The 24,685-nt window shown below is 72.6% G+C and carries 19 protein-coding genes and 1 pseudogene; 8 read left to right on the top strand and 12 right to left on the bottom strand.

Annotation, left to right across the window (positions count from 1 at the left end; genetic code table 11):
- Nucleotides 1-116: 116 nt before the first annotated feature.
- From AB0O29_RS06095 to AB0O29_RS06065, 7 genes are all read right to left on the bottom strand, one after another.
- Entirely contained in the window at nucleotides 117-1,304 is a 1,188-nt protein-coding gene (locus AB0O29_RS06095) for a hypothetical protein (RefSeq protein WP_365146799.1), read from the bottom strand.
- Entirely contained in the window at nucleotides 1,301-2,092 is a 792-nt protein-coding gene (locus AB0O29_RS06090) for a polysaccharide deacetylase family protein (protein WP_365146796.1), read from the bottom strand. The genes AB0O29_RS06095 and AB0O29_RS06090 overlap by 4 nt, the downstream gene beginning before the upstream one ends.
- Before the next feature lie 382 nt (nucleotides 2,093-2,474).
- Nucleotides 2,475-3,083 carry an ATP-binding protein gene (locus AB0O29_RS06085; RefSeq protein ID WP_365146955.1) on the bottom strand — a complete coding sequence of 203 codons (609 nt, stop codon included), beginning with the start codon at nucleotides 3,081-3,083 and terminating at the stop codon, nucleotides 2,475-2,477.
- Between the two features lie 140 nt (nucleotides 3,084-3,223).
- Nucleotides 3,224-3,991 carry an enoyl-CoA hydratase-related protein gene (locus AB0O29_RS06080; protein ID WP_365146793.1) on the bottom strand — a complete coding sequence of 256 codons (768 nt, stop codon included), beginning with the start codon at nucleotides 3,989-3,991 and terminating at the stop codon, nucleotides 3,224-3,226.
- 86 nt (nucleotides 3,992-4,077) lie between these two features.
- Nucleotides 4,078-5,265: an Ig-like domain-containing protein gene (locus tag AB0O29_RS06075; RefSeq protein WP_365146952.1), complete on the bottom strand. Its 1,188-nt coding sequence runs from the start codon at nucleotides 5,263-5,265 to the stop codon at nucleotides 4,078-4,080.
- 214 nt (nucleotides 5,266-5,479) lie between these two features.
- Nucleotides 5,480-7,771 carry a choice-of-anchor A family protein gene (locus AB0O29_RS06070; RefSeq protein WP_365146790.1) on the bottom strand — a complete coding sequence of 764 codons (2,292 nt, stop codon included), beginning with the start codon at nucleotides 7,769-7,771 and terminating at the stop codon, nucleotides 5,480-5,482.
- Between the two features lie 137 nt (nucleotides 7,772-7,908).
- Nucleotides 7,909-9,120, bottom strand: coding sequence for an Ig-like domain-containing protein (locus tag AB0O29_RS06065; RefSeq protein ID WP_365146787.1), 1,212 nt, complete (start codon nucleotides 9,118-9,120; stop codon nucleotides 7,909-7,911).
- Nucleotides 9,121-9,399: 279 nt separating this feature from the next.
- Between AB0O29_RS06065 and glgX the strand changes: the two genes are divergently transcribed.
- Together glgX and AB0O29_RS06055 are read left to right on the top strand one after the other, a co-directional pair.
- A complete protein-coding gene (gene glgX, locus AB0O29_RS06060) occupies nucleotides 9,400-11,604 on the top strand; it encodes a glycogen debranching protein GlgX (RefSeq protein WP_365146949.1) in 2,205 nt (734 codons plus the stop codon).
- 101 nt (nucleotides 11,605-11,705) lie between these two features.
- A complete protein-coding gene (locus tag AB0O29_RS06055) occupies nucleotides 11,706-12,428 on the top strand; it encodes a CDP-alcohol phosphatidyltransferase family protein (RefSeq protein ID WP_365146784.1) in 723 nt (240 codons plus the stop codon).
- Here AB0O29_RS06055 and AB0O29_RS06050 read toward each other — a convergent pair.
- Nucleotides 12,409-12,915, bottom strand: a complete 507-nt coding sequence (locus AB0O29_RS06050; protein ID WP_365146781.1) for an adenylyltransferase/cytidyltransferase family protein — start codon at nucleotides 12,913-12,915, stop codon at nucleotides 12,409-12,411. The genes AB0O29_RS06055 and AB0O29_RS06050 overlap by 20 nt on opposite strands.
- Nucleotides 12,916-13,086: 171 nt before the next feature.
- On the opposite strand from AB0O29_RS06050, the gene AB0O29_RS06045 reads away from it, so the two are divergent.
- The 4 genes from AB0O29_RS06045 to AB0O29_RS06030 all read left to right on the top strand — a co-directional run bounded on the left by AB0O29_RS06045 (nucleotide 13,087) and on the right by AB0O29_RS06030 (nucleotide 18,594).
- Nucleotides 13,087-14,292 (top strand): glycosyltransferase family 4 protein, encoded by a 1,206-nt coding sequence (locus AB0O29_RS06045; protein ID WP_365146946.1) that lies wholly within the window; start codon nucleotides 13,087-13,089, stop codon nucleotides 14,290-14,292.
- On the top strand, nucleotides 14,289-16,001 hold the full coding sequence (locus tag AB0O29_RS06040; RefSeq protein WP_365146778.1) for a lipopolysaccharide biosynthesis protein: 1,713 nt from the start codon (nucleotides 14,289-14,291) through the stop codon (nucleotides 15,999-16,001). Before AB0O29_RS06045 ends, AB0O29_RS06040 begins: the two co-directional genes overlap by 4 nt.
- Entirely contained in the window at nucleotides 15,998-17,203 is a 1,206-nt protein-coding gene (locus AB0O29_RS06035; RefSeq protein ID WP_365146775.1) for a hypothetical protein, read from the top strand. Before AB0O29_RS06040 ends, AB0O29_RS06035 begins: the two co-directional genes overlap by 4 nt.
- 572 nt (nucleotides 17,204-17,775) lie before the next feature.
- Nucleotides 17,776-18,594, top strand: coding sequence for an alpha/beta fold hydrolase (locus AB0O29_RS06030; protein WP_365146772.1), 819 nt, complete (start codon nucleotides 17,776-17,778; stop codon nucleotides 18,592-18,594).
- A 30-nt stretch (nucleotides 18,595-18,624) separates the two neighbouring features.
- Here the strand turns inward: AB0O29_RS06030 and AB0O29_RS06025 are convergent, their stop codons facing one another.
- Both AB0O29_RS06025 and AB0O29_RS06020 read right to left on the bottom strand, forming a co-directional pair.
- Nucleotides 18,625-19,323, bottom strand: coding sequence for a YdcF family protein (locus AB0O29_RS06025; protein WP_365146769.1), 699 nt, complete (start codon nucleotides 19,321-19,323; stop codon nucleotides 18,625-18,627).
- A pseudogene (locus tag AB0O29_RS06020) lies at nucleotides 19,266-19,973 on the bottom strand (hypothetical protein); the annotation flags it as partial. The pseudogene AB0O29_RS06020 and the gene AB0O29_RS06025, both read right to left, overlap by 58 nt.
- On the opposite strand from AB0O29_RS06020, the gene AB0O29_RS06015 reads away from it, so the two are divergent.
- Entirely contained in the window at nucleotides 19,957-20,133 is a 177-nt protein-coding gene (locus AB0O29_RS06015) for a hypothetical protein (protein WP_365146988.1), read from the top strand. The pseudogene AB0O29_RS06020 and the gene AB0O29_RS06015 sit on opposite strands and share 17 nt — an antisense overlap.
- 520 nt (nucleotides 20,134-20,653) lie before the next feature.
- On the opposite strand, the gene AB0O29_RS06010 is transcribed toward AB0O29_RS06015, so the two are convergent.
- Entirely contained in the window at nucleotides 20,654-21,829 is a 1,176-nt protein-coding gene (locus tag AB0O29_RS06010) for an amidohydrolase (protein WP_365146766.1), read from the bottom strand.
- Complete coding sequence (locus AB0O29_RS06005; RefSeq protein WP_365146763.1) at nucleotides 21,826-23,310, bottom strand: MFS transporter; 1,485 nt, start codon at nucleotides 23,308-23,310, stop codon at nucleotides 21,826-21,828. The genes AB0O29_RS06010 and AB0O29_RS06005 overlap by 4 nt, the downstream gene beginning before the upstream one ends.
- A gap of 397 nt (nucleotides 23,311-23,707) precedes the next feature.
- Between AB0O29_RS06005 and AB0O29_RS06000 the strand changes: the two genes are divergently transcribed.
- On the top strand, nucleotides 23,708-24,676 hold the full coding sequence (locus tag AB0O29_RS06000; protein ID WP_365146760.1) for an Lrp/AsnC family transcriptional regulator: 969 nt from the start codon (nucleotides 23,708-23,710) through the stop codon (nucleotides 24,674-24,676).
- Nucleotides 24,677-24,685 lie beyond the last annotated feature (9 nt).

Here is a 24,685-nt window from a genome sequence, read left to right as displayed (position 1 = left end):
GGTGCTTGTTGACCGGCTCAGGGTAGCCGTACCGGGGGCGGGTCCCGCCCACGGGTCCCGGGAGCCGTGCGGGCTCCCGGGAACCGCCGCGTTCCGGTGCGGTGGGCGGGGCCCGCCTAGCGGAAGATGCCGGTGTGGCCGAGGGAGTAACGGCCGGGCTGCGGGTACACGGCCAGGCCGTGGGGGCCGCTGCCGACGGGGATCTTCGCCAGTTCCTTGCCGGTGGTGGTGTCGATGGCGTAGACCTCGGAGTTGTAGCGCCCGGACAGCCACAGCACCTTGCCGTCGGCCGAGACCCCGCCCATGTCGGGGCTGCCGCCCTCGGGCAGCTCCCACTTCTTGGTGAGGGCGTTCTTCTTGAAGTCGAAGACCGAGACGCTGCCCTCGCCGCGGTTGGAGACGTACATCTCGCGGGAGTCGCGGCTGACGTAGAGGCCGTGGCAGCCCTTGCCGGTGGGCAGCAGCTTGGGGACGTCGAACTTGTCGCCGCTGAGCACCCACATGCCGTGGGCCATCATGTCGGCGACGTAGAAGGTCTTCCCGTCCGGCGAGACCTTCACGTCCTGCGGCATCGCGCCCTCGAAGGGGAGCTTCTGCTGGCCGATGACCTCCATCTTCTCCGTGTCGACCTTGAGCAGCTCCCCGGAGAACTCGCAGCTGACGATGAAGTAGCGGCCGTCGAGGGAGAAGTCGGCGTGGTTGACGCCGAAGCAGGTCACGGGGACGGTCTTGACCCGGTTCATGGTGTGCGGGTCGCGGAAGACCAGCTCGCGGTCCATGGAGGCCATCACGACGGCGTACTTGCCGTTGGGGGTGAAGTAGAGGTTGTAGGGGTCGTGGACCTCGACGGGCTCCCCCGCCTCGCCGGTGGCCGGGTTGATGGGGGTGAGGGTGTGGCCGCGGTTGTTGTTGACCCACAGGGTCTTCATGTCCCACGACGGCACCACGTGCTGGGGCTGGACGCCGACGGGGATGGTGTCGATGACCTTGTAGGTGGCCGGGTCGATGACGGACACCGTGTTGGAGTTGGTGTTCGGCACGTAGACGCGCGACGGGAAGTCCTTGACCACCGGGGAGAGCTTGTTCGGCCGGTCCGCCGCGTACACGTCGGTCGGATCGAGCACCGGGGGCATCCCGGCCAGCCCGGGCGGTGCGGCCGGCACGGCTTTGACGGGGTCGGCCGGCCCCTTGGAGCCGAGCGCCTCGGCGGGCGCCTTGTCGGCCGATCCGCAGCCGGCCAGGGCGGCGAGGACCAGACCGGCCAGCAGCACGGTGGCCTTCCGGGGAAGGCGGGTGGTCGTCATGGGGTCAGCAGCTCCGTGGTGGTCACCGCGCGCAGCTTGCGGCGCGCGAGTTCTTCGAGGAGGGGCGGCATCGCGTCGACCGTGTCCGCGTAGCCGAAGTGCAGGCTCACCACCGATCCGCCGTGGATCGTCCCGGTGACGTTGCGGAGGACGGCCGCGGCGCCGGGCGAGGTGAAGTCGAGGGAGTCCACGTCGTACGAGAGGACGTGCGGGTAGCCGGCCCGCTGGGCGAGCTTCTGGACGAGCGGGCTGGCGTACTGGGTCTGCGAGGGGCGGAACCAGGTGCCGATCGAGCCGGTGAGGCGCTTGAGCCGCTGGGCGCAGCCGGTGATCTCGGCGTAGGCCTCCTCTTCGGGCAGGGAGTCGATCGCGAGGTGGCGCTGGGTGTGGTTGCCGAGCTCGTGGCCGCCGTCGAGGATCCGGCGGGCCATCTCGGGGTGGTCGTCGAGCCAGGTGCCGATGGCCAGGACGGTGATCCGCGCGCCCGCCCTCTCGGCCTCGGCGAGTACGGCGCGGCCGGTGGCGGGGTCCCCGTTGCCGTGGAAGGTGAGCGCGACCGCGGGGCGCTCGCGGGGGCCGTGCGCGATCTCCACGGGCTGCCCGGGGAAGCGGCGGGGCGCGGGGGCGGCCGCCGGGGCGGGCTTGGCGGGGGCGGGCTTGGCCGGGGCGGCCTGGACGGGCCGGGGCGCCGAGGGGCCGCCGCCCGTGCCGCAGGCCGCGGTGAGGGCACCGGCGGCGACCGCCACCGTGGCGCGCAGGGCGGTACGGCGGTCTGGATAACAGAGCACCTGCCCATTTAAGTGGTGAACGTCCCCGAAGGTAATGATTGACCCATTTTGGGACGTTCGGAAGTGGCGGATCAGGGCCCGACTGTCCGCTATCTGATCAACGAATTACGCAGAGCGGTGGATAGTCATTCATGGATTGCGAGGCGAGTGGCTCACCTCACCTAAGATTTAGATGAAAACTCTTAGGATATGCACACTTATGTCCGAGTAGGGACTTTTGGCGTTTGGGCCCTCGTCTGCCATAGTCGGAACCACGGCTTCCCATTGACCCGAGCGAAGCCCAACCGCCGAGGACCACACACCCCACCGGTCCTCGGCGCCCATGAAACCCCCGCAGCGCCCCACCTCGGCGACAGGGGGTTTCTGGCGTTTGAGGGGAAGGTCAGCGGTCCGCGACCCGCATCTCGAACCAGGTGATCTTGCCGCGCGGCAGCAGGTCGGCGCCCCAGCGGTCGGACAGCTTGTCGACGAGGAAGAGCCCCCGGCCGGTGGTGTCCAGCTCGTGCACCGGCATCAGGCAGGGCAGCCCGCGCGAGGGGTCGCGCACCTCCACGCGGATCCAGCCGCGGCGGCGCAGCATCCGTAAGCCGAAGGAACGCGCCCCGGTGTGGCGCACGGCGTTGCCGACGAGCTCGGAGACCAGCAGGACGGCGTGCTCGGCGATCTGCGGCGACAGGCCCCAGTAGCGGATCACCACGCTCTGGGTGAGACGGCGGGCCGTGCTCGCGGACTCCGGCATGGACGGCAGGGTCACCTCCACCTCCGCCGGGTTGCCGTACAACTCCAGCGCCTTGAGGCCCTGTTCCTCCTCGACCGCCGCCGTGAGCCGAACGGCCATAGCGCTGCCGCGCTGCCGCGGCTGATCCATACCCTCCAGGCCCGCCATGCACCCATCATGGACGGCCGTCTCGTCCGCACGGGCCGTTCCGCGGGAATACGCCCCCCGGAATCCAGAATTCCGAGAGGGCGTACCGGCATATGCGACGGGCAACCGGTCACCCGCCGGGCCACGTTGACCTGCGGTGACGATCAGCTGAACAGTGATCACTATGGGTTGATCAACCGTTTCGCCTTAAGGCTCCCTTAAGGCCTGGCTAAACCACCCGCAGGGATTCACCCGCAGAGCGGAGCTCAGACGAACTTGGCCTTGCCCGGCCCCTCTTCGACGAAGCTGCGCATACCGCGCTCGCGGTCCTCGGTGGCGAACAGGCCCGCGAACCAGTTGCGTTCGATGGTCAGGCCGGTGTCGATGTCGGCCTCCAGGCCGGCGTCCACGCACTCCTTCGCCGCGCGCAGGGCGATCGCCGGCCCCTGGGCGAGCTTGGCCGCCCAGGCGTGCGCCTGCTCGTACACCTCGGCGGCGGGCACGACCCGGTCCACGAGGCCGAGGGCGAGGGCCTCGTCGGCCTTGACCATCCGGCCCGTGAAGATGAGGTCCTTCGCCTTGGAGGGGCCGATCAGCCGGGACAGCCGCTGGGTGCCGCCGGCGCCGGGGATCAGGCCCAGCAGGATCTCGGGCTGGCCCAGCTTGGCGTTGTCGGCGGCGATCCGGTAGTCGGCGCACAGCGCGAGCTCGCAGCCGCCGCCGAGCGCGTAGCCGGTGACGGCGGCGACGACGGGCTTGGGGATCCGGGCGACGGCCGTGAAGGCGTCCTGGAGGGCGCGGGACCGGGCGATCATGCCCGCGTGGTCCATGGTCTGCATCTCCTTGATGTCCGCGCCGGCCGCGAACACCTTCTCCCCGCCGTAGATGATGACGGCGCGCACGTCGGCGCGGTCGGTCGCCTCGACGGCGAGCTCGCGCAGCCGGTCCTGGGTGGCGATGTCCAGGGCGTTCATGGGCGGACGGTCCAGGCGGATGGTGCCGACGCCTTCGGAGACTTCGAGAGAGATGGTCATACGAGGAAGGTTAGCGGCGGTTAACGAGGAGTGGCCCGGTGCTGTGGGTCACAGCACCGGGCCACCGGATCAGCGGGGCGATCCGCCTACTTCTTCCACTCCGCCCAGTCCATGTTCCAGCCGTTGAGGCCGTTGTCCGGGGCGATCTGCTTGTCCTTGGAGTTCTTCACGACCACCACGTCGCCGATGAGGGACTCGTTGAAGAACCAGGCGGCGGGGGTGTTCGGGTCCCCGGCGCCGCGCTCGTCCTCCAGGCCGACGCAGCCGTGGCTGACGTTCTCCGAGCCGAAGGTGCTGGAGGGGGCCCAGTAGTTGCCGTGGACGAAGGTGCCGGAGTTCGACAGGCGCATCGCGTGCGGGACGTCCGAGATGTCGTACTCGCCGCCGAAGCCGACGGTGGCGCCGTTCATCCGGGTCACCTTGTACTTCTCGCTGATGACCATCTGCCCGTTGTAGGTCGTCGTCGAGGGGGCGCCGGCCGTGATCGGGAGGTTCTTGATGACCTGGCCGTCGCGGACGACCTCCATCGTCTTCGCCGTCGCGTCCACGGTGGAGACCTGGGAGCGGCCGATGGTGAAGGTGACCGTACGGGTCTGCTTGCCGTAGACCCCCGGGCGGCCCTCGACGCCGTCGAGGGCGAGCTTCACGGTGACCTTGGTGCCGGCGGCCCAGTACTTCTCCGGGCGGAAGTCGAGGCGGTCGTTGCCGAACCAGTGGCCCTCGACCGGCACGGAGGGCTCGGCGGTGACCGTGATGGCCTTCTCCACGGCCTCGGTGTTGGTGATGCCGCGGGTGAAGTTGATCGACACCGGCATGCCCACGCCGACGGTCGAGCCGTCCTCGGGGGTGTAGTGGCCGACGAAGGTGTTCTGCGGGGTGAGGGTGGTGAAGGTGGTGTCCTTGGCGGACTCCCGGCCGGCCTCGTCCTTCGCGACCGCGTGCACCTTGTACTCGGTGGCGGCGGCCAGGTTGCGGGCCGGCTCCCAGGCGGCGCCGTCGGGGGTCAGCTTGCCCTCGACCGCGTTGCCCTTGGTGTCGGCGACCGTGACCGTGGTCAGCTTGCCGCCGGTGCTGGTGACCTTCAGGACGCCGCTGGTGGCGACCTCCTTGGCACCGTCGTCCGGCTTGACGCTGACCGCGGCCTTCGAGGCCTCGGTGTTCGCCTTCGCGGCGTTGCCGCCGCCCGCCGGCTTGCCGTTGTCGCCACCGCCGCCGCTCCCGGCGCCGCCGCCACCGCCGCACGCCGTGGTGAGCAGAAGGGCCGCGCCCAGCATCAGGGCCGGCAGGCCGCTGCGGATGCGGCCGCGTATCGGCTGCACGTTCACTCGTGATCTCCCCATGTCCCCCGCGCACGGACAGTCGCGCGCTTGCCGACAGGAAATCACACGGGGAGATTACGAATAGAAACGTTCATGTCACCGTTCCGTCCCAACTGACGGCCCGGCCGCAGGGCCGGACGGGCAGGTCGGGGCCCGTCCGGCCGGTGCGTCAGTTCCGGGCGCGGGTGGCGGTCCAGTCGCCGCCGAGGCCCGGGAGGCCGGGGCCGTCGTGCCCGCCGTGGCCCGGCTTGTCGTGGCCCGGTCCGTGCGGACCGTCGTGCTCGCCGTGCTCCTCGTGGCCCGGCTTCTCATGACCCGGCTTCTCGTGGCCCGGCTTGTCGTGGCCGTGGTGGTCCGGCTTGCCGTGCTTGTCCCGCTTGTTGAGGACCGGGACGACGATCTCCCGTCCCATGGCGCCGCCGTCCAGCCGCAGCGGGCCGGTGACCCGGTCGGCGGGCAGGGCGTAGCCGTCGGGGGCCGCCGTCTCCAGGACGTAGTACGAGCCCGGGGCGAGCCCGTCGAACTCGCAGGCCCCGTTCCCGCCCGTGGTGCAGGGCTCACCGACGCGCTCGTCGGGGTACTGGCCCCCGGTCTGCAGGCCCTCGGTGTTGTTGGTCTCCTTCCACAGCTGGAACACCGCTCCGCCCAGCGGCTTGCGGGTCTTGGCGTCCTTCTTCAGCACCTTGACGGAGCCGGGGTGCTCCACGTCCTTGCGCTGGTTGCGGATGGTGACGACGGCGCCCTGGGCGACGTCGCCCTCGTCGAGGTCGAAGGCGGTCACGGGGTCGGCGGGGCGCTCGTAGCCGTCGGGGACGCCCACCTCACGCCAGTAGTAGCGCTCGCCGACGGGCAGTTCCACCGTGCAGGTGCCCTGGGTGTCGGTGACGCAGACGCCGCCGAGGCGGGTGTCGGGATCCTGGCCGCCCGTCTGGAGGTCGGGGACGCCGTTGGTCTCGCGCCACAGCTCGAAGCGGCCGCCCGGCACCGGGTCGCCGCTCTCCAGGTCGACCTTGCGCAGCACCACGCGGGCGCTGGGCTCGGGGGGCGTGGTGCGCCGGTTCTGCGCGGTGACGCTCACGCCCTGCTCGGCGTTCTCCCGCGTCAGGACCAGCTGGGAGACCGGGTTGACCGGCAGCTCGTACCCGCCGGGCGCGGCCGTCTCCCGCCAGTAGTAGGTGCCGAGCTCCTCCTCGCGGGTGCAGGTGCCGTCGGCGGGGGTGGTGCAGTCGCCGACCTTCGTGTCGGGGGTCGCGCCGTCGGCCTGGAGGCCCGGGACGCCGTTCGACTCGCGCCACAGCTCGAAGCGGGCCCCGGCCAGCGGCCGGCCCTCCTCGTCGGTCTTCAGTACGGCGACGCGTCCGGTGACCGGCGGGTTGGGGGCGCAGTCGGGCAGGTCCCCGTCGAAGGGGTAGGCGTGGAACTCGGCGCCCAGGCCGGTGGTCTCGGTGGGGCTGGTGTGGGTGACGCTGCCGGCGGTGAAGAAGCGGCCGTTCATCCCGATGACGGAGACCGTCGCGACGGAGGCGTCCCGGCCGATCAGGACGCTGCCGCCGAGCTGGGCCGAGCCCTCCAGGCCGACGGCCGAGGCGTCGGGGAAGTTCCACAGCAGCCGCTCGCGCAGCCCGGCCGGAAGCATCACGTTGTTGACGCGCAGGGTGCGGGCCGCGCCGGTGAGGTTGACCAGGACGGTGGCGCCGGCCGGGATGCCCGCGAAGCGGATGCTCTGCTGGCCGGTGCCGGTGCCGGCGAGGTCGAAGTCCACGTTGAAGACCTGGAGCATGGAGGAGCCGTCACCGGTGAAGACGGTCTCCTGCGCGCTCCACACGGCCCGGCCGGTCGCGGGGCGCGGGGCGCCCTGCGGGTAGGCGTAGCAGGTGCTCGCCGCCGTCAGCTGGCCGCGCAGGGCGGTGTAGGGGGCGGCGGCGTTCGCGTCGTGGACGGGGGTGCCGGTGACCGTGCCGGTGAGGGTGCCCGCGTAGCGGACGACCCCGCCGTCGGCGAGGAGGCGCTGGCCGGCGGCGACGGTGACGTCGTCGCCGGTGGTCAGGAAGTCCGAGCCGTCGGCCGGGGGGACCCGGGAGCCGACGCCGGCGATGCCCACGTTGTAGACGTTGCCGCCGGCGGACTTGTTCATGTCGAAGTCCCCGAGGACCACGACCTTGCCCTCGGCCTCGGCGGCTCCCCGGCGGACCTGCATGTCGCCGCCGACGAAGAGGTTGATGCCGTTGTCCCGGCCGGTGAAGGGCAGGTTGTTCGGGTCGGGCCAGGTGGGCGGGCAGCCCTGGCCCGGGCCGGTGCCGCCGGGGATGCACGGACCGAGGCCGCCGGGCAGCGGGGCCCGCAGGGCGCGGGGCGCCGGCGGGGCGGTGCCGGGGCCGGCCGCGAGGGCCGAGGGGGCCCCGGCGGTGGCCGCGAGTACGGCTCCCACGGCCAGCCCGAGGGTCCAGTTCCTTGCTGACATGACGCTCCGTCCAGGAGATCGGGCCATCGCCTGCGCTGATGGCCCTGCCAGGCTGCGGGCGGGGCCCGGCGTGGCGGACGGAAGACACTCCCCGGCTACGTCATTCCGGTGTGACGATCACTCGATTGCGGCGCGGGTCAGCTGACGGCGGAGCCCGCGACCCAGTCGGCCCAGGACATGTTCCAGCCGCCCAGTCCGTTGTTGGGGGCGACGGTCTTGTCCTGGGAGTTCACCACCTCCACCACGTCCCCGATCAGGGTCCGGTCGAAGAACCAGCCCGCCGGGGTGTCGGAGCCGCCGCCCTTGTCGTCGCGCAGGCCCACGCAGCCGTGGCTGGTGTTGGTGGTGCCGAAGGTGTCGGGGCTGGACCAGTAGTTCCCGTGCAGGAAGGTCCCGGAGGCGGTGAGCCGGATGGCGTGCGGGACGTCGGGGATGTCGTACTCGCCCTTGCCGTCCTCGCTGGTGAAGCCGACGGTGGCGCCGTTCATCCGGGTGACGTCGAACATCTCCATCACCACCATCTTGCCGTTGTAGGTGGTGTTCTTCGGCGCCCCCGCGCTGATGGGGATGGTGGACAGCAGCTCGCCGCCGCGCCGCACCTCCATGGTGTGCGCCGCCGCGTCGACCGTGGAGACCTGGGAGCGGCCGACGGTGAACTTCACGGTCTTGTCCTGGATGCCGTACGCCCCCGGCGCGCCCTGGACGTCGCGGAGCTTCATCCGCACGGTGACCTGGGTGCCGGGCTTCCAGTACTCCTTCGGCCGGAAGTCCAGCCGCTCGGACCCGAACCAGTGGCCGACGACGGGCACGGCCGGTTCGGAGGTGACGGTGATGGCCCGCTCGACGTCGGCGCGGTTCTTGACGGCCCGGCTGAAGCCGAAGGAGACGATCATGCCGGTGCCCACGGTGGAGCGGTTCTCGGGCTTGAAGTACCCGATGAACCGCTCCTCGGGGACGTAGGTGGTGAAGGTGGTGTGGCGGGCCTGGCGCCGGTCGTGCCCGTCGACGGCGACCGCGTCGACGGTGTACTTCGCGGCGAGCGCGAGCCGCCCGGCCGCCGGGTCGGGGCTCCAGCTGAGCCCGTCGGCGGCGATCGACCCGGGGACCTGCTCCTGCTGGGCGTCCTCGACCTTGGTGACCGTGACCCGCTCCAGCCGGCCCTCGGGGACGTTGACCCGCAGCGGACCGTCGGCCGGGACCCCCTTGGCGTTGTCGTCGGGGGTGATGCGGATGGCCTCGTCGGGCGAGCGGGGTTTGCCGGGCAGCTGCACCTCGACCGGGGACCTGCCGTCCCCGGTGCAGCCGGTGAGCCCGCCCAGCAGGCCCGCCCACACCGCCACGGCGGCCAAGCCCGCCCCTGCCCGCCTCGTCAGAAGTGTCACGCCCCGTCCAACGACGGGGGCCCTCCGGGGGAAACGTGAGGGCCGGACACGTTCCGGGTACGGCAGTCCGGGCAGAACAGTGTGAAGGACCAGACGGGGGCGGGCCCCGGCCGGGACGCCGGGCCGCACTCCCCCGCCGGTACCGAGGAGCCGTGGAGGCGGGCAGTGTCGAGCGCAGCCGAGCAAGAGGCGGTGGATACCGCCGCCAGCGATACCACCGAGGCCGCCCCCCGGGGCGGCCCCGACATGGACTCCGTACGGGAGCGGGTCCAGCAGCGGGTGTTACGGGCGGCCGCGCACCCGGGGCCGCCGGTGTGGCCCGGCTCCTCGCATCCGCTGGGGGCCCGCTTCCACGCGGGCCCGGGCGGGGTCGAGGGCACCAACTTCGCGCTGTGGGCGCCGGGCGCGGAGGCGGTGGAGCTGTGCCTGTTCGACGCCCTGGGCACGGAGACCCGCTGCACCCTGGCCGAGCTGACGCACGAGATCTGGCACGGGTTCGTGCCCGGCGTACGCCCCGGGCAGCGGTACGGGTTCCGGGTGCACGGCCGCTGGGACCCCTGGACGGGGGCCCGCTACAACCCGGCGAAGCTGCTGCTGGACCCGTACGCGCGGGCCGTGGACGGGGACTTCTCGCTGCCCCCGGAGGTGTACGGGCACGTCCGGGACTGGCCCCAGCAGTACATCGCGGACACCGTGCGCGACGACCGGGACTCGGCGCCGTTCGTCCCGAAGGGGGTCGTCGTCCACGATGACGACGACTGGGCGGACGACGTCCGGCCGAAGACGCCCTGGGCCGATTCGGTGATCTACGAGCTGCACGTGCGCGGGTTCACGATGCGCCATCCGGGTGTTCCCCCGGAGCTGCGCGGCACCTACGCGGGGCTGGCGCACCCGGCGGCGGTGGAGCACCTGACCGGGCTCGGGGTGACGGCGGTGGAGCTGCTGCCGGTGCACCAGTTCGCGCACGAGGACCACCTGCTGCGGCGGGGGCTGCGCAACTACTGGGGCTACAACTCGGTCGGCTACTTCGCCCCGCACGCCGGGTACTCCGCCAGCGGGACGGCCGGGCAGCAGGTCGGCGAGTTCAAACGGATGGTGAAGGCCCTGCACGCCGCCGGCATCGAGGTGATCCTCGACGTGGTCTACAACCACACGGCGGAGGCCGGGGAGCTCGGCCCGACCCTGTCCCTGCGCGGGGTCGACAACCGGGGCTACTACCGGCTCCAGTCCGACCAGCGCCGCTACGCCGACTACACGGGCTGCGGGAACACCCTGCACGCCGGGCGGCCGCACGTGCTGCGCCTGATCACCGACTCGCTGCGCTACTGGGTCACGGAGATGGGGGTGGACGGGTTCCGCTTCGATCTGGCGGCGGCCCTGGCCCGGTCGATGCACGACGTGGACATGCTCTCCCCGTTCCTCGCGGTGATCGCCCAGGACCCGGTGCTGCGGCGGGTCAAGCTGATCGCGGAGCCGTGGGACGTGGGCTCGGGCGGCTACCAGGTGGGGGCGTTCCCTCCCCTGTGGACGGAGTGGAACGACCGCTACCGGGACGCGGTGCGGGACTTCTGGCGGGGCGCGCTGCCCGACGTACGGGACCTCGGGTACCGGCTGTCGGGGTCGAGCGACCTGTACGCCTGGGGCGGGCGGCGGCCGTACGCCTCGGTGAACTTCGTGACGGCGCACGACGGCTTCACCCTGCGCGACCTGGTCTCGTACGAGCGCAAGCACAACGAGGCCAACGGCGAGGCCAACCGGGACGGCACGGACGACAACCGGTCGTGGAACGGCGGGGCCGAGGGCGAGACGGACGATCCGCGGATCGCCGCGCTGCGCCGGCGGCAGCTGCGCAACCTGCTGACCACGCTGCTGCTGTCGACGGGCGTGCCGATGCTGGTGGCGGGGGACGAGTTCGGGCGGACCCAGGGCGGCAACAACAACGCGTACTGCCAGGACAACGAGACGGGCTGGGTGGACTGGTCGCTGCTGTCCGACCCGGCGTGGAGCGGGCTGTTCGCCCTCGCCCGGCGGCTGGTCGCGCTGCGCCGGGCCCATCCGGTGCTGCGCCGCCGGGCCTTCTTCTCCGGGCGGGCCCAGGGGGCGGACGGGCTGCGTGACCTGGCCTGGTTCACCCCGGCGGGGGCGGAGATGACGGAGCGGGACTGGTACGCGCCGGCGGCGGCGGTGGGGCTGTACCTGTCGGGGCGGGACATCCCGGGGCGCGACGAGCGGGGCCGGCAGGTGACGGACGACAGCTTCCTGGCGCTGCTGCACGCCGGGGACCGGCCGGTGGAGTGGGTGCTCCCGGGTCCGCCGTGGGCCGGGGAGTACGACCTCGTCCTGGACACCTCGCGGGAGGAGCAGGAGACCGCGCCCGGGACCCGGTACCGGGGCGGGGCGACGGTGACCGTGCCGGCCCGGTCGGTGCTGCTGCTGCGGGTGGCGGGCTGAGGGGGCTGAGGGGGCTGACGGGATCCCTGCCCCCGTCGGCCCTGCGATGATGTGCCCTTTCCGTGAACATCGAACACATGGGCACACGAACGGGAGTACGCATGGCGAGGGTGGGGACGGCGCTGCGGGAGCTGCGCGGGGCGCAGAAGTCGGCGAAGGGCGTATCGCTGTACTCCCGGTTCGTGAACCGGCCCGCCGGCCGGTACCTGGCCGCCGTCTCGTACGGTCTGGGACTGACGCCCAACCAGGTCACCCTGGTCAGCGCGGCGTTCAGCTTCGCCGCCGTCGCGGCGGTCGCCCTGGCCGCGCCCTCGTGGGGGCTGGGCCTCGCCGTGTGGGCCGCGCTCGCGGCCGGCTTCGCCTTCGACTCCGCCGACGGCCAGCTGGCCCGGCTGCGCGGGGGCGGGAGCGCGGCGGGCGAATGGCTGGACCACGTCGTGGACGCCGCCAAGCTGACCGCGCTGCACGCCTGCGTGCTCATCGCCTTCTTCCGCTTCCCGGACGCGTACGGCACGGGCTCGGACGGCTGGCTGCTGGTGCCGCTGGGCTTCCAGTTCGCCGCGGTGGTGACCTTCTTCGGCGGTCTGCTCACCGAGAAGCTCAAGCCCAAGGCCGCGCCGGGGAGCCCCGCCGCGGCCCCGTCGACCCTGCGCGCGGTGGCGCTGCTGCCCGTGGACTACGGGGTGTTCTGCCTGGTGTTCCTGCTGCTGGGCGGCGGGGAGCTGTTCCGCTGGGCGTACACGGGGCTGGGCGCGGTCGCCGTGCTGTTCCTGCTGGCGTTCCTCGCGAAGTGGTTCCGGGAGCTCAGCGCCGTTCGGCGGTGAGGGGCTCGGTCAGCGGCTGGTGCAGGGGGACGGTGTGCGGCTGGGCGAGCGCGTCCAGGGCCCGGCGCAGCTGGGTGCTGGAGGTGTGCACGGTGTAGGGGAAGTAGACGACGTCGACCCCGTGGGCGGCGAAGTCGCGTTCCAGCCGGTCGCCCTTGGGGGTCCCCCGCCAGTCGTCGCCCTTGAAGATGACGTCGAAGCGGACCTGCTTCCAGGTCTCCACCTTGTCCGGGACCGTCTCGACGAAGGCGGCGTCAACGTACTTGACGCTGCGGACGATCTCCAGCCGCTCGACCAGCGGGATCATCGGGCGGCGCCCCTTGGCCAGTTCGGCCATCTCGTCCGAGACCACTCCGGCCACCAGGTAGTCGCACTGGCTGCGGGCGTGGCGCAGGATGTTGAGGTGGCCTATGTGGAACAGGTCGTAGGCACCGGGCGCGTAGCCGACCCGGTACGGCCGGCGCGCCACCGGTGCGGTGTCGGACATCTGGTGCTCCGTCATCAGTTACCCCCCAAGGCCGCGCCCCCCGGCGCGGCGGATTAGCAGACAATAGCGCGCACGTTCCACACCCCGTCGGTGAACGCATAGGGTGACGTGCGCATCATCCAGGGGAGAAGGGGACGTTCAGTGTCCACATCCGGCCACCGGCGGCTGCTGCTGGTTTCCACCAACTACGCGCCGGAGCACGCGGGCATCGGTCCGTACGCCACCCAGATCGCGGAGCACTGGGCGGCTTCCGGCCATGACACCCACGTCCTGGCGGGAATGCCGCACTACCCGGCCTGGTCCCTCGAACCCGAGTACAAGGGGGCGCTGCGGCGTACGGAGCGGCGCGCGGGGGTCACCGTGCACCGGCGTGCGCACACCGTGCCGGCGCACCAGACCGCCGTGAAGCGGGCCCTGTTCGAAGGATCGATTCTGCTGCACGGTGCCGTGGCCCCGCCGCGGATGCCGCGCCCGCACGCGGTGATGGCCCAGATGCCCAGCCTGGCCGGCGGGGTGCTGGCCGCACGCCTCGCCGCCCGCTGGAGGGTCCCGTTCGTCCCCGTGGTCCAGGACCTGATGGGGGCCGCCGCCGCGCAGAGCGGGATCAGCGGCGGGGACAAGGCGGCCGCGCTGGCCGGACGGGCGGAGGCCTACGCCCTCAAGCGGGCCGCCCTCGTCGGCGTCATCCACGAGACCTTCGTGGACCGGGTCGTCGGCATGGGCGTGGACCCGAAGCGGATCCGCGTCGTCCCCAACTGGTCGCACGTGCCGGGCCCCACCAAGCCGCGCGGGGAGACCCGCCGCCACCTGGGCTGGGCACCGGGCCAGACCGTCGTGCTGCACTCCGGGAACATGGGCCTCAAGCAGGGCCTCGAAGTCCTCGTCGGCGCGGCCCGGATGGACCCCGCCGTCCGCTTCGTCCTGATGGGCGACGGCAGCCAGCGCGCGGCCCTCGCCACCCTCGCCGCCGACGTGCCCAACCTGGACATCATCCCCCCTGCCGCCGACGGAGAGTTCCCGGATATCCTCGCCGCTGCGGACGTGCTCGCGGTGACGCAGCACGCGGCCGTCATGGACATGAGCGTTCCGTCCAAGCTCACCTCCTACTTCCAGGCCGGCCGGCCCGTCGTCGCCTCCGTCGCGGCGCTGGGCGGGACCGCCCAGGAGGTGGAGCGTTCGGGCGCCGGGGTGCTCGTACCGCCGGAAGACCCCGCGGCCCTGCTGGGAGCCGTCCGGGCCCTGGCGGAGGACCCCGCGGGCGCGGACGCGCTGGGCGCGGCCGGACCCGTCCACGTGGCGGCCCACCTGAGCCGTGAGGCGGGCCTGGCCCGCATCGACGCACTGATCGACGAAGCACTTGGGGGTCCCCAGTCGTGACCGAGACGAACCGCCCGGCGGCGGCCCCGACGGAGGACGAACCGGACCTCCTCAGGGACCAGTTCAAGCAGCTGCTGCGCTACCGCCGGCTGCTCGGCGCCGGCCTGGCCGTCGGCCTGCTGGGCGGCGTCTACCTCGGCATCTCCACGGCGGACACCTACGTGTCCGTCGCGGACGTGGTGCTGCGCGCCCCCACCGACGACCCGTTCAACCCGAGCCTGGCGCCCGACAAGGCGATCAACATCGGCTCCGAGCGGCAGGTCGCCCTCTCCAGTTCCATAGCCGAGCAGGCGGCGAAGAAGCTCGGGGTCGCCGACAAGGACGTCGCCGCGCTGCGCCGCGGCCTCCAGGTGACCAACCCGCCGCAGACGATGGTGCTCCGCTTCACCTACACCTCCGCCTCCCCCAAGGAGGCCGCCAAGCGCGCGAACGGGATGGCCGACGCCTACCTGTTCAAGCGGCAGGAGGCCCTCGACGTCACCCGCACCAAGATGGTCAAGGGGTACGAGGACCAGCGCGACCCGGTCGCCAAGCAGCTCGACGACCTGGCCAAGCAGATCAACGCGATGCCGGCGGGCGCGGCCCGCGACGCGGCCCTGGGCTCCAAGACCGACCTCCAGAGCAAGGTCAACACCCTCAACAACAACATCACCAAGCTCCAGGCCCTGGACATGACCCCGGGCCGGGTCACCAGCCCCGCGCTGCCGCCCTCCGCGCCCGACGGCCCCGGCATCCCCATGTCGCTCGCGCTCGGCGCCGCCACCGGCCTGGCGCTCGGGCTGCTCGCCGCCTGGGTGCGGCTGGTCTTCGACCCGGCGCCGCGCTCCGAGGGCGACGTGGCCCGGTCCCTGCGCGCACCCGTACTCGGCTACCTGCCCCGGGACAAGACGGGCGGCGGCCCGCTGCTCGCCGCCGGCGAGGCCGACCCGCGGCTCTCCGAGGAGTACCGCTCGGTGGCCTTCCGGCTGGCCTACGACTCCCGGTTCGCCGACCGGCGCCGGCTGCTGGTCGTCGCCCCGCGCGGCAGCAGCGAGACGGCCGCCGCGGTGGCCGTGAACCTGGCCGCGTCCTTCGCCGAGACCGGCAAGGACGTCCTGCTCATCGAGGCCGACCTGCGCACTCCGGTGCTGGCCAGCCAGCTGCCCACGGACGCGGGCGGCCGGCCGCGCTGGAGCCAGCTGTCGTCCGGTCTCGGGAGCGAGTTCGGCGGCGGGAGCGGGGAGTCCGAGTGGCCGGACGGGCGCCAGCTGGTGGTGGACGCCGGCGAGTCGGGCGCCTTCGACCTCATCCCGGGCGACCGGGTGCGCAACGTGGCCCGCGCGCTGACCTCCCCGCGCGCGACCCGGCTGATCTCCGAGGCCGACTCCCCGAACTCCACCGTGGTCGTGCTCGCGCCGCCGGTGCTCTCGTACGCCGACGCGCTCGCGCTCGTCGACCGCGTCGACGGGGTCCTCGTGGTCTGCGACCCGCGCGCCGTCCACCGCAGCGACCTGTCCCGGATCCGCGAGCTGATCAGCGGGGCCGGCGGAACGGTGCTGGGCGCGGTGCTCCACTCCCCGCTGCCCGGCCAGAAGTCGAAGCGGGACACCTCCGGGGCGGGGGCAGCGCGCTCGGCGCAGGCGCAGGACGCCGACGCGGCCGGCCTGCCGCTGCCGGGCGAGGGCGGCGACACCGTCGCCCTGCGCACGGTCCGTTCGGGCCGGCGGTGAGCCGGCGGGGCCTCGCCGCGGTCTCCTCGGTCCTGGACCAGGCCGCCTCCAGCGCCACCAACATCCTGGTGCTGGTCCTGGCGGCCCGGCTGTCCTCGGCGTCCGGGTTCGCCGACTTCTCGATGGTGTACGTGACGTTCAGCGTGCTCCTCGGGCTGAACATGTCCTACGTCGGCCAGACCGTGGTGCTGGAGAAGGAGGCGGACGGGCGGCTGGGGGCGGTGTGCCGGTCGTCGGTGCTGTTCACCGCCGGGGCGGCGGGGGCCGCCGGGCTGGTACTGGCGGGGACGGGCCTGGTCGTACCCGGGGACGCCGGGTGGGCCTTCCTCGCGCTGGGGGCCGTCCTGCCGTTCGTCCTCGTCCAGGACGGGCTGCGGTACTGCTTCTCCGCCCTGCGGGCGCCCGAGCGGGCGCTGGCCGCGGACACGCTGCGGCTGGTGTGCGTGGTCGCGGCGCTGGCCGTCCAGCCGCACGGGGCGTCGCCGGGGCGGCTGGTCCTGGTGTGGGGGCTGTCCGCGCTGCCCGCGCTGGGGCTGGGCCTGTGGCTGCTGCGGCCGTACGTGCGCGACGCCCGCGCCGATGTCCGGCCGTACCTGCGCCGGGGGCACCTCGGGCAGCGGTTCGTGGTCGAGTTCGCGGTGGGCAACGGCTCCAGCCAGCTCGCGGTGCTCGGGCTGGGCGCCTTCGCGACCCCGCTGGCGGTGGGCGCGCTGCGCGGGGCGACGACCCTGTTCGGCCCGCTGAACGTGCTGTTCAACTCGGCGAACGCCTTCGGGCCGCCGATCGTGGGCCGGGCGTCCGGCAGGCGGGGCGTGGTCCGGCTGACGGCGGTGATGGGCGCCGCCCTCGCGGCCGTCGGCGCCGGGTGGGCGGCGGTCCTGTACGCCCTGCCGGACGGGCTGGGCCGGCACCTCCTCGGCGACACCTGGACGGCGGCCTCGGCCCTCCTCCCGGCGACGGGCGCCCAGTACGCGGTGATGGGTCTGGGCACCTGCGCGCTGCTGACGCTGCGGGTACTGAACCCGAAGGCGACGCTGTCGCTGCAGGTGGTCTTCTCCCTGCTGTCGGTGGCCCTGCTGCTGGCCGGATACGCGGCCTGGGGCGTGGCCGGCGCCGCCTGGGGCCTCGCCCTGGGCTCGGCGACGAAGGCGGCGGCGGGCTGGCTGCGGGTACGAGCGGTGGAGGCGGCCCCGGCGGGGTGAGGCGGGGGCCCGCCATCTCCCCCGCGAGGGGCCGGGGGCGGGGCGGTGTCTGCCCACCCGCCTCCCCGACCGGCCGGGGTCGGGGGAGGGCGGGGTCTGGCCTGGGCGGTCTCAGGGAGGGTTGGGGGCTTCCCGCCAGTCTCATCGTCCTTCCGCGTCGGGCCGGCCTGTCAAGGGCGCTCCTTCGTCGCGTCGCTACGCGATGGCCTTCGGCCACCCTTGACAGACCGACCCGCCGCGAAATGCCGAAGACTGCCGGGAACCCCCCAAAGGAACGGGACGGATGTAAAGCGGGCATGCGGCCGAATCAGCGCCGAGTCGGGGTCGTCGGGACACGGCAGACCGGACATCCGGCCCCCAACAGCCGCAAGCGGCAATCGGTGCCAGCCCACGCACCAGATCGCTACGCGCTCCTCATTTCTCGGCGTCCGACGGCCGTCTGGGGCCGCTACCCGCATGAAATGCCAACTGGACCGGCATCCGGGGCCGGTGGGCGCATCAGATCGCTACGCGCTTCGCTGGTCTCGGCGTCCGGCGGCCGGATTCGGCGGCTCCTCCCTACCATCGGGGGCATGGCCTCTGAGTGGGAAGTCCGGTTCCGGTCGCTTGACGGTACGGAGCTGGCGGGGACGGTGACGGCGCCGGTCGGGGTGGCGACTACGGGGTGTGTCGTGCTCGTGCACGGTGCCGGTGTCACGAGGGAAGAAGGGGGCTTCTTCAACCGGCTGGCCGGAGGGCTCGCTGAGGCCGGCTTGCTGTCGCTGCGGTTCGATCTGCCGGCGCACGGAGCGAGTGGGGGCCGGGCGCAGGACATCACCATCGCGGGAGTCGCCAATGACGTGCGGGCCGCCGTGGATCAGGTGCGGCGTGAAAGGGGGGTGGACGGGGCACCTCATGTGATCGCGGCGTCGTTCTCCGGTGGTGCCGCCGCGCTGCACGCCGCGTACCGGCCGCAGGACGTGGGGCGGCTCGTGCTCTTGAACCCGCGGCTGGACTATCGGGACCGTTACGTGGACAGCCGTCCGTATTTCGAGGGCGACTACATCTCCAGTACTGCCGCACGGGATCTCGACGAGGTCGGCTTCAGTGAGAAGTCGCCCTTCGAACTGGGGCGGGCACTGCACAACGAGGTGTTCTACCTGGATCCGGCGGTCTATCTGGGGGCGGTTCGGGCACCGGTCCTGGTCGTGCACGGGACGAAGGACACGTTCGTGCCGGTGGAGTCCTCGCGTCGGTACCTTCCGGCCTTCGCAGGTCCCGCCGAGTTGCTGGAGCTGGACGGCGCCCAGCACGGTTTCGCCGTTCACGAGGATCCTGGCTACGCCGATCCGCAGACTCAGATCTGGCAGGCGCAGGTCATCGAGAGGGTGAGTCTGTTCCTGTCCGCTTAGGCGATCAGCGCCGTGAGGGCCCGGCGCAGCTCAGCGTCCGGCGTCCGGCTGAGGCTGTTCCGTCTGAATGAGATGACTGGTGAAGCCCTCGCGGACCAGGGATTCATACGCGGCACACACGTCATCCGGGACGTTCTGGGCAATGGCGAAGCCCTGCCGGGGGTACTCGATCACCCGCTGGAGATCGCCGACCATCATGCTGATCACGGACTCCCCGTCACCCATGCCCTTGAGGTAATCGTCGAGGGACAACGGGGCCGAGGAGCAGACCACTTCGACCTCGGGCCATTGCGCTCGGCACGTGGCGAAGGCCCGTCGCTCCATGTACGGCATGGTGATCAGCAGGACTGAACTGGGTCGGACCCCGGCAGCAGTGAGCACCTCCCGCGCGTACGAGACGTTCTGCCCGGTGTTGGTGGCCTTCGGTTCCAACAGCATCGCGTGGGCGGGCACACCGAGTGCGAGGGCGTGTTCCTGGAAGTGCACGGCTTCACCACGGGGGAACACGCCGATGGTGGCAGCGCTGTTGCCGCCGGTGAAGACGAGAGTGGGGAACAGCCCGGTCTCGTACAGATGGGCAGCGTAGGTGCTGACGCCGAGGTCGTTGCAGCCCAAGGCGATGGCCGCATCGCATGGGCGGGGTTCGTGACGCATCTGGTGGTAGTCCCAGATCAGCTGGGCGGCATGCCGCTGATCCTCGGTGATCCCCTGCGATCGTCCGTCTGCCACTTCCTGCTCCTTCGCTGGTGCTGCTGAGGCTTGAAGGCTCCCTCACACGTCCGTCTGATGGCCTCGATGCTACGGAGTTGATGCCCGAGGTCGGACTGTGCGGCGATCCGTGCGGCTTCGTCGAGAAGGCGAAACCCGTCGTCACGGGTGGCGGGATCGGTGCTCAAGATGTGGGCTTGAGCGGTGGTGAGCTGCACCCGTTGCATCGGGGACCGCGCCGCGCCCCGACGGGCGAGGGCGAGTTTCTGGTGAGCGACCGACCAGTCGTCGGGTTCGGCGAGGTCCTCGAAGTCACGGGTCGCGGCCGTCATGACACGCGTCGCGTAGTCGTGCCAGCCGTCCTTGCTCAGCGCGGTTCCCACCCACAAGCGGGCCCTCGCGCGGTCACAGGGAGCCAGTCGACCGTCTACCGCAAGGGTTTCGTAGGCGCGAGCAGCGGACTCCAGCTAGCCGGACATCTCCATGACGATCGCGAGGGAGAAGTCGGGCTGGGCCACCCTGCGGGGGATGCCGAGCTGCGTAAGCACGGTGCGTGCACTGACATAGGACTGCTGGGCGGACAGTAGTCCGCCGAGCGTTCCCTGGTAGCGCTTGAGGTCGCCGAGCAAGGCAGTCGAACGGGCGAACAGGTACATGCCCTTCTCGTCCAGCGAGAACGTCTCCGACGGCGACACCTACGAACGCTGGAAGGAACTCGCCTACATCCGAGGCGCCTCCAGCCGGGAATTCACCACCACCGTCGAGAACATCGTCCCCGCCTATGACCAGCCCCAGACGGCCGCCGGACGCCGAGACCAGCGAAGCGCGTAGCGATCTGACGCGCCCATCCGTCCCGGATACCGCTCTGATTGGCATTTCGTGCGGGTAGCGGCCCCAGACGGCCGCCGGACGCTGAGAAATGAGGAGCGCGTAGCGATCTGATGCGTGGGTCGGCACTGGCTGCCGCTTGCGGCTCTTGGGGGCCGGATGTCCGGTCTGCCGTGTCCCGACCTCCCCGGCTCGGCGCTGATCCCGCCGCATGCCCGCTTTACATCCGTCCCGTTCCTTTGGGGGGTTCCCGGCAGTCTTCGTTTTTCCGTGGCGGGACGGTCTGTCAAGGGTCGCCGCAGGCGATCGCGAAGCGACGCGACGAAGGAGCGCCCTTGACAGGCCGGCCCGACGCGGAAGGACGATGAGACTGGCGGGAACCCCCCAACCCTCCCTGAGAACGCTCTGCTTGGACCCCGCCCTCCCCCGACCCCGGCCGGTCGGGGAGGCGGGTGGGCAAACCCCGCCCCGCCCCCGGCCCCTCGAGGGGGAGATAGCGGGACCCGGCGCCTGGCCGCCCCGTCTACGTCCTCGCCGCCAGGCGGGTCAGCAGGCCCTGGCGGTGGAGGGGGTCCGTGGCCAGGTCGATGGCGGTCCAGGCCATGGCCAGGCCGCCGTCCAGGACGGCCCGGTCGGCGCCGGCGCCGATGCCGTAGCGGGTGAACTCCGGGTTGTGCATGATCGCGTCGCCGCAGTCGTAGCCGATCATCGGGTGGATGGTGGGCACGACGTGGGAGACGTTGCCCATGTCGGTGGAGCCGCCCCTCAGGGTCGGGTCGCAGTCCTGGACGCGGCGGCCGAGGTCGCGGGCGGCGGCCAGGTAGCGGCGGCCGATGTCGAAGTCCTGGCGCAGGTCGGCGTAGTCGTTGCCGACGGTCTCCAGGGCGAGTTCGGCGCCGGTGGCCAGCGCGCCCGCCTCGAAGCAGGCCCGTACGCGGGCCTGGAGTTCGGCGAGCTCGGCGCTCGTGACGGCCCGGCAGTCGTAGTCGGCGGTCGTACGGGCGGGGATGACGTTCGCGGCCTCGCCGCCGCCGGTCACCACGCCCGACACCACCGCGCCGGGCCGCATCTGCTGGCGGTACGCGGCGATGGCCACCTGGGCGATCATCATGGCGTCGGCGGCGTTGACCCCGCGTTCGGGCATCGCGGCGGCGTGGGCGGCGCGGCCGGTGTAGCCGACCTTCCAGCTGCTGATGGCGAGCGAGCTCATGCCGACCGAGTCGGAGGGCGCGGCGTGGACCATCATGGCGGCGGCCACGTCGTCGAAGGCGCCCGCGCGGACCATGTCCACCTTGCCGCCGCCGGACTCCTCGGCCGGGGTGCCGAGGAGCTTGACGGTGATGCCGAGTTCACCGGCGAGCGGGGCCAGGGCCAGGGCGGCGGCGACCGAGGCGGCGCCGTTGACGTTGTGGCCGCAGGCGTGCCCGATGCCGGGGAGGGCGTCGTACTCGGCGCAGATCCCGATGACGAGCTCCCCGCCGCCGGCGGTGGCGTCGAGCGCGGTGGGCAGTCCGTACGCCCCGCGGGTGACGGCGAAGCCCGCGCGTTCGAGGAGCTCGGCGATCCGGCGGGCGGAGCGGTGTTCCTCGTAGGCGAGTTCGGGGTCGGCGTGCAGGGCGTGGCTGAGGCCGAGGACCTCGTCCTGCCGGGCGGTGAGGCGGGCGCGGGCGTGCTCGCGCAGGGCGGTGGCGGCGTTCATCGGGCGGCGGCCCTTCCGGTGGGGCGCGGGGAGCGGTAGAGGAGGCCGAGGGCGGCGCCCGCCAGGGCGACGGCGGTGCACAGGGTCCAGGAGACGGTGTAGGCGCTCAGCTCGGGGAGGGCCTGCCCGGCGGGGGTGCGGGCGGCGAAGACGGTGAGGACGGCGGCGGCGCCGATGGAGCCGCCGACGTTGATCAGCAGTTCGTTGATGCCGGAGCCGACCGAGGTCCGCTCGTGCGGTACGGATTCCACCGCGAGGGTGCGCGTGGAGTGCTGGAGGAAGCCGGTGCCGAGGCCCGCGACGGCCGTGCCGGCCAGGAACGGGGCCTCGTGGGCGTGGCAGGTCAGGGAGATCAGGTAGCCGGCGGCCATCAGCAGCGAGCCGGAGACGAGCGTGAGCCGGTCGGTGATCGCGGCGGCGACGGCGGGCGCCAGGAGGGCCCCGAGGGCGAGGGCGAGCATGTTGGGGAGCATCGCCAGGCCGGTGGCGAAGGGGTCCAGGCCGAGTCCGTAGCCGTGCTCGGCGGGGCTGGTGCCCATGAACACGGGGTTGGCGACCTGGAGGCCGATCATGCCGAAGGTGAAGGTGAGCGTCACCAGGGAGACGATCACGACGCCCCGGTGCCGGAACATCCGGACGTCGATCATCGGCTCGGCGGTGCGCAGTTCGACCGCCACCCACAGGGCGGTGACGAGGACGCCGCCGGTGAGGACGGCCAGGGTGCGGGCGGAGGTCCACTCCCAGCCGGGGGTGCCGCCGAGGCCGAGGCCGAGCATCAGGGCGACCAGGCCGAGGCAGAGGAGGACGCCGCCGGCCCAGTCGATGCGGCCGCCGGGCCGGTGCGCGGACTCGGGCAGCAGCGGCCAGGTGACGGCCAGGGCGATGCCGGTGGCGACGGCGGGCACCCACAGGGCGGCGGTGGGGCTGTCCACGGCCTTGGCCACGAAGCCGCTGGCGACCAGGCCGAGGGCGATGCCGCCGACGAGGGCGGCGACCATGAGGCTGATGCCCCGGCGGCTCTCGCCCCCGCCGTCGCCGTCGCCGTCGTCCGCGGCCCGGGTCCGGTTGCGGAGGATGCCGACGAGGAGGGGGAAGAAGCCCGCGAAGGCGCCCTGGAGGATCTGGCCGGCCAGGAGGGTGCCGAAGGAGCGGCTGAGGCCGACGAGGAGCGAGCCGAGGAGGACGATCGCCAGGTTCCAGCGGAGCACGCGCCGGTGGCCGTACAGGTCGCCCATGCGCGAGAGCACGGGGGTGAAGGCGACGCTGGCCAGCAGGTTGGCGATGCTGATCCAGTTGAGGTCGGCGGCGGAGACCTTGAGGGTCTCGGTGAGGCCGCGCAGCAGCGGGGAGAGGAAGCCCTGGGTGATGCCGCTGGAGAGCTCGACGAGCGCGACGGAGGCGATCACGGCGGTGGCGGGGGTGGCGCGCACGGCGGCGGGTCTGCGGGTGGGGGCGTCCTGGGCGGCGTCCGTGTGCGTCATACGTACCACCTGTTCGGGGAGCGGCCTGGGGGGGGCGGCCGGGGCAGGGAGGGGCGGAGGGGGCGGAGGGGGTGTGGGTCCGCCCGGGAGGTCCGCCGCCCCCCGTCGTCGGCCGGGGGTGCGGCGGAATCCGCACCACAATGTCCGGTGCGTGCCGCGCCCCGGGCAAGAGTGGCCCCCATAATCGGGTGAACGAGGCATTCAGGCGGGGCCCGGCGGTGGATTCGGGCACCGATGGCCGGCCCCGGGCGTGGTTCGGACATGCCCGCGGGGTCCGGTTCCGGCATGCCGTACGGTCGCCCGGCCCGCGTCCCACGACCCGTCCGACGCCCCGTCCCACGACCACGTCCCACAACCACGTCCCACGACCACGTCCCACGACCTTCCGGAGGCAGCCGTGACCGCAGAGGCCCTCCCGCTCCTGGACGAGGTGGACCACCAGGTGCTGCGCGCCCTGCACCGTGACCCGCGCGCCGGGTTCGCCGAGGTCGCGGCCGCCATCGGGGTGCACGAGCGGACGGTGGCGCGCCGCCTGGAGCGGATGACGGCCGGCGGGCACGTCCGGTTCAGCGCCGCGCTGGTCCCGGAGTACCAGGGCGAGGGGCTCACCGCCGAGCTGGCGGTGCGCTGCGCCCCCGGCCGGGTCCACGAGACGGCGCTGGCGCTGGCCCGGCGGCCCGAGACCCGGTCGGTGGAGGTGGCCACCGGCGCCCTGGAGGTGTACGCGGAGCTGCACGCGCCCGACCACGAGGCGCTGCTGGCCCTGGTGGACACGGTGGTCGGCCGGATGGAGGGGGTGGTGGACATCCACTCCAGCGTGGTGCTGCGGCTGCTGCTCACCGCCGCGGACTGGGCCCCGTACGACGAGGAGCCGACGGAGGTGCGGCGGCTGGCGATGGCGGGCGTCCCGCTGCCGGAGCCGCTGGCCGTGGACTCGCTGGACCGCGACCTGGTGGCGCTGCTGCACCGGGACGCCCGGATGTCGACGACCCGGCTGGCCCGGGAGCTGCGGGTCGGCGAGAGCACGGCGCGGCGGCGCCTGGCCCGGCTGATGACCTCGCACGTCCTGCACCTGCGGCTGCACGCGGATCCGGCGGTGCTGGGCTATCCGGTGGAGGCCCGGTTCCGGCTCGGGGTGGCGCACAGCCGGCTGGACGCGGCGGTCCGGCGCCTCGCCCGGGAGCCGGCCGTACGGCACCTGGTGGTCACCACGGGCGGGGCGGCGCTGCTCGGCTACTCCAGCCACCGCGGCATCGCGGACCTGCACGCCTTCACCACCCGGGTGTTCGCCGGGCTCGACGGGGTCACGTCGGCGGAGACGGCGCTGCTGATGCGGACGTACAAGCGGGCGGGCATCGCCGGCTGAGCGCCCCGG

Origin of the sequence: Streptomyces sp. NPDC089915, from assembly GCF_040684675.1 — a bacterium.
In the GTDB taxonomy this organism is placed as follows: Bacteria; Actinomycetota; Actinomycetes; order Streptomycetales; family Streptomycetaceae; genus Streptomyces.
This window is presented reverse-complemented; position numbering and strand designations above follow the sequence as displayed.

Excerpts from the sequence above, each read along its gene's own strand:
- AB0O29_RS06095 (WP_365146799.1), bottom strand. The coding sequence starts at position 1,304 with ATGACGACCACCCGCCTTCCCCGGAAGGCCACCGTGCTGCTGGCCGGT.
- AB0O29_RS06080 (WP_365146793.1), bottom strand. The coding sequence starts at position 3,991 with ATGACCATCTCTCTCGAAGTCTCCGAAGGCGTCGGCACCATCCGCCTG.
- AB0O29_RS06075 (WP_365146952.1), bottom strand. The coding sequence starts at position 5,265 with ATGCTGGGCGCGGCCCTTCTGCTCACCACGGCGTGCGGCGGTGGCGGC.
- AB0O29_RS06070 (WP_365146790.1), bottom strand. The coding sequence starts at position 7,771 with ATGTCAGCAAGGAACTGGACCCTCGGGCTGGCCGTGGGAGCCGTACTC.
- glgX (WP_365146949.1), top strand. The coding sequence starts at position 9,400 with ATGGACTCCGTACGGGAGCGGGTCCAGCAGCGGGTGTTACGGGCGGCC.
- AB0O29_RS06055 (WP_365146784.1), top strand. The coding sequence starts at position 11,706 with ATGGCGAGGGTGGGGACGGCGCTGCGGGAGCTGCGCGGGGCGCAGAAG.
- AB0O29_RS06050 (WP_365146781.1), bottom strand. The coding sequence starts at position 12,915 with ATGTCCGACACCGCACCGGTGGCGCGCCGGCCGTACCGGGTCGGCTAC.
- AB0O29_RS06030 (WP_365146772.1), top strand. The coding sequence starts at position 17,776 with ATGGCCTCTGAGTGGGAAGTCCGGTTCCGGTCGCTTGACGGTACGGAG.
- AB0O29_RS06015 (WP_365146988.1), top strand. The coding sequence starts at position 19,957 with ATGCCCTTCTCGTCCAGCGAGAACGTCTCCGACGGCGACACCTACGAA.
- AB0O29_RS06010 (WP_365146766.1), bottom strand. The coding sequence starts at position 21,829 with ATGAACGCCGCCACCGCCCTGCGCGAGCACGCCCGCGCCCGCCTCACC.
- AB0O29_RS06005 (WP_365146763.1), bottom strand. The coding sequence starts at position 23,310 with ATGACGCACACGGACGCCGCCCAGGACGCCCCCACCCGCAGACCCGCC.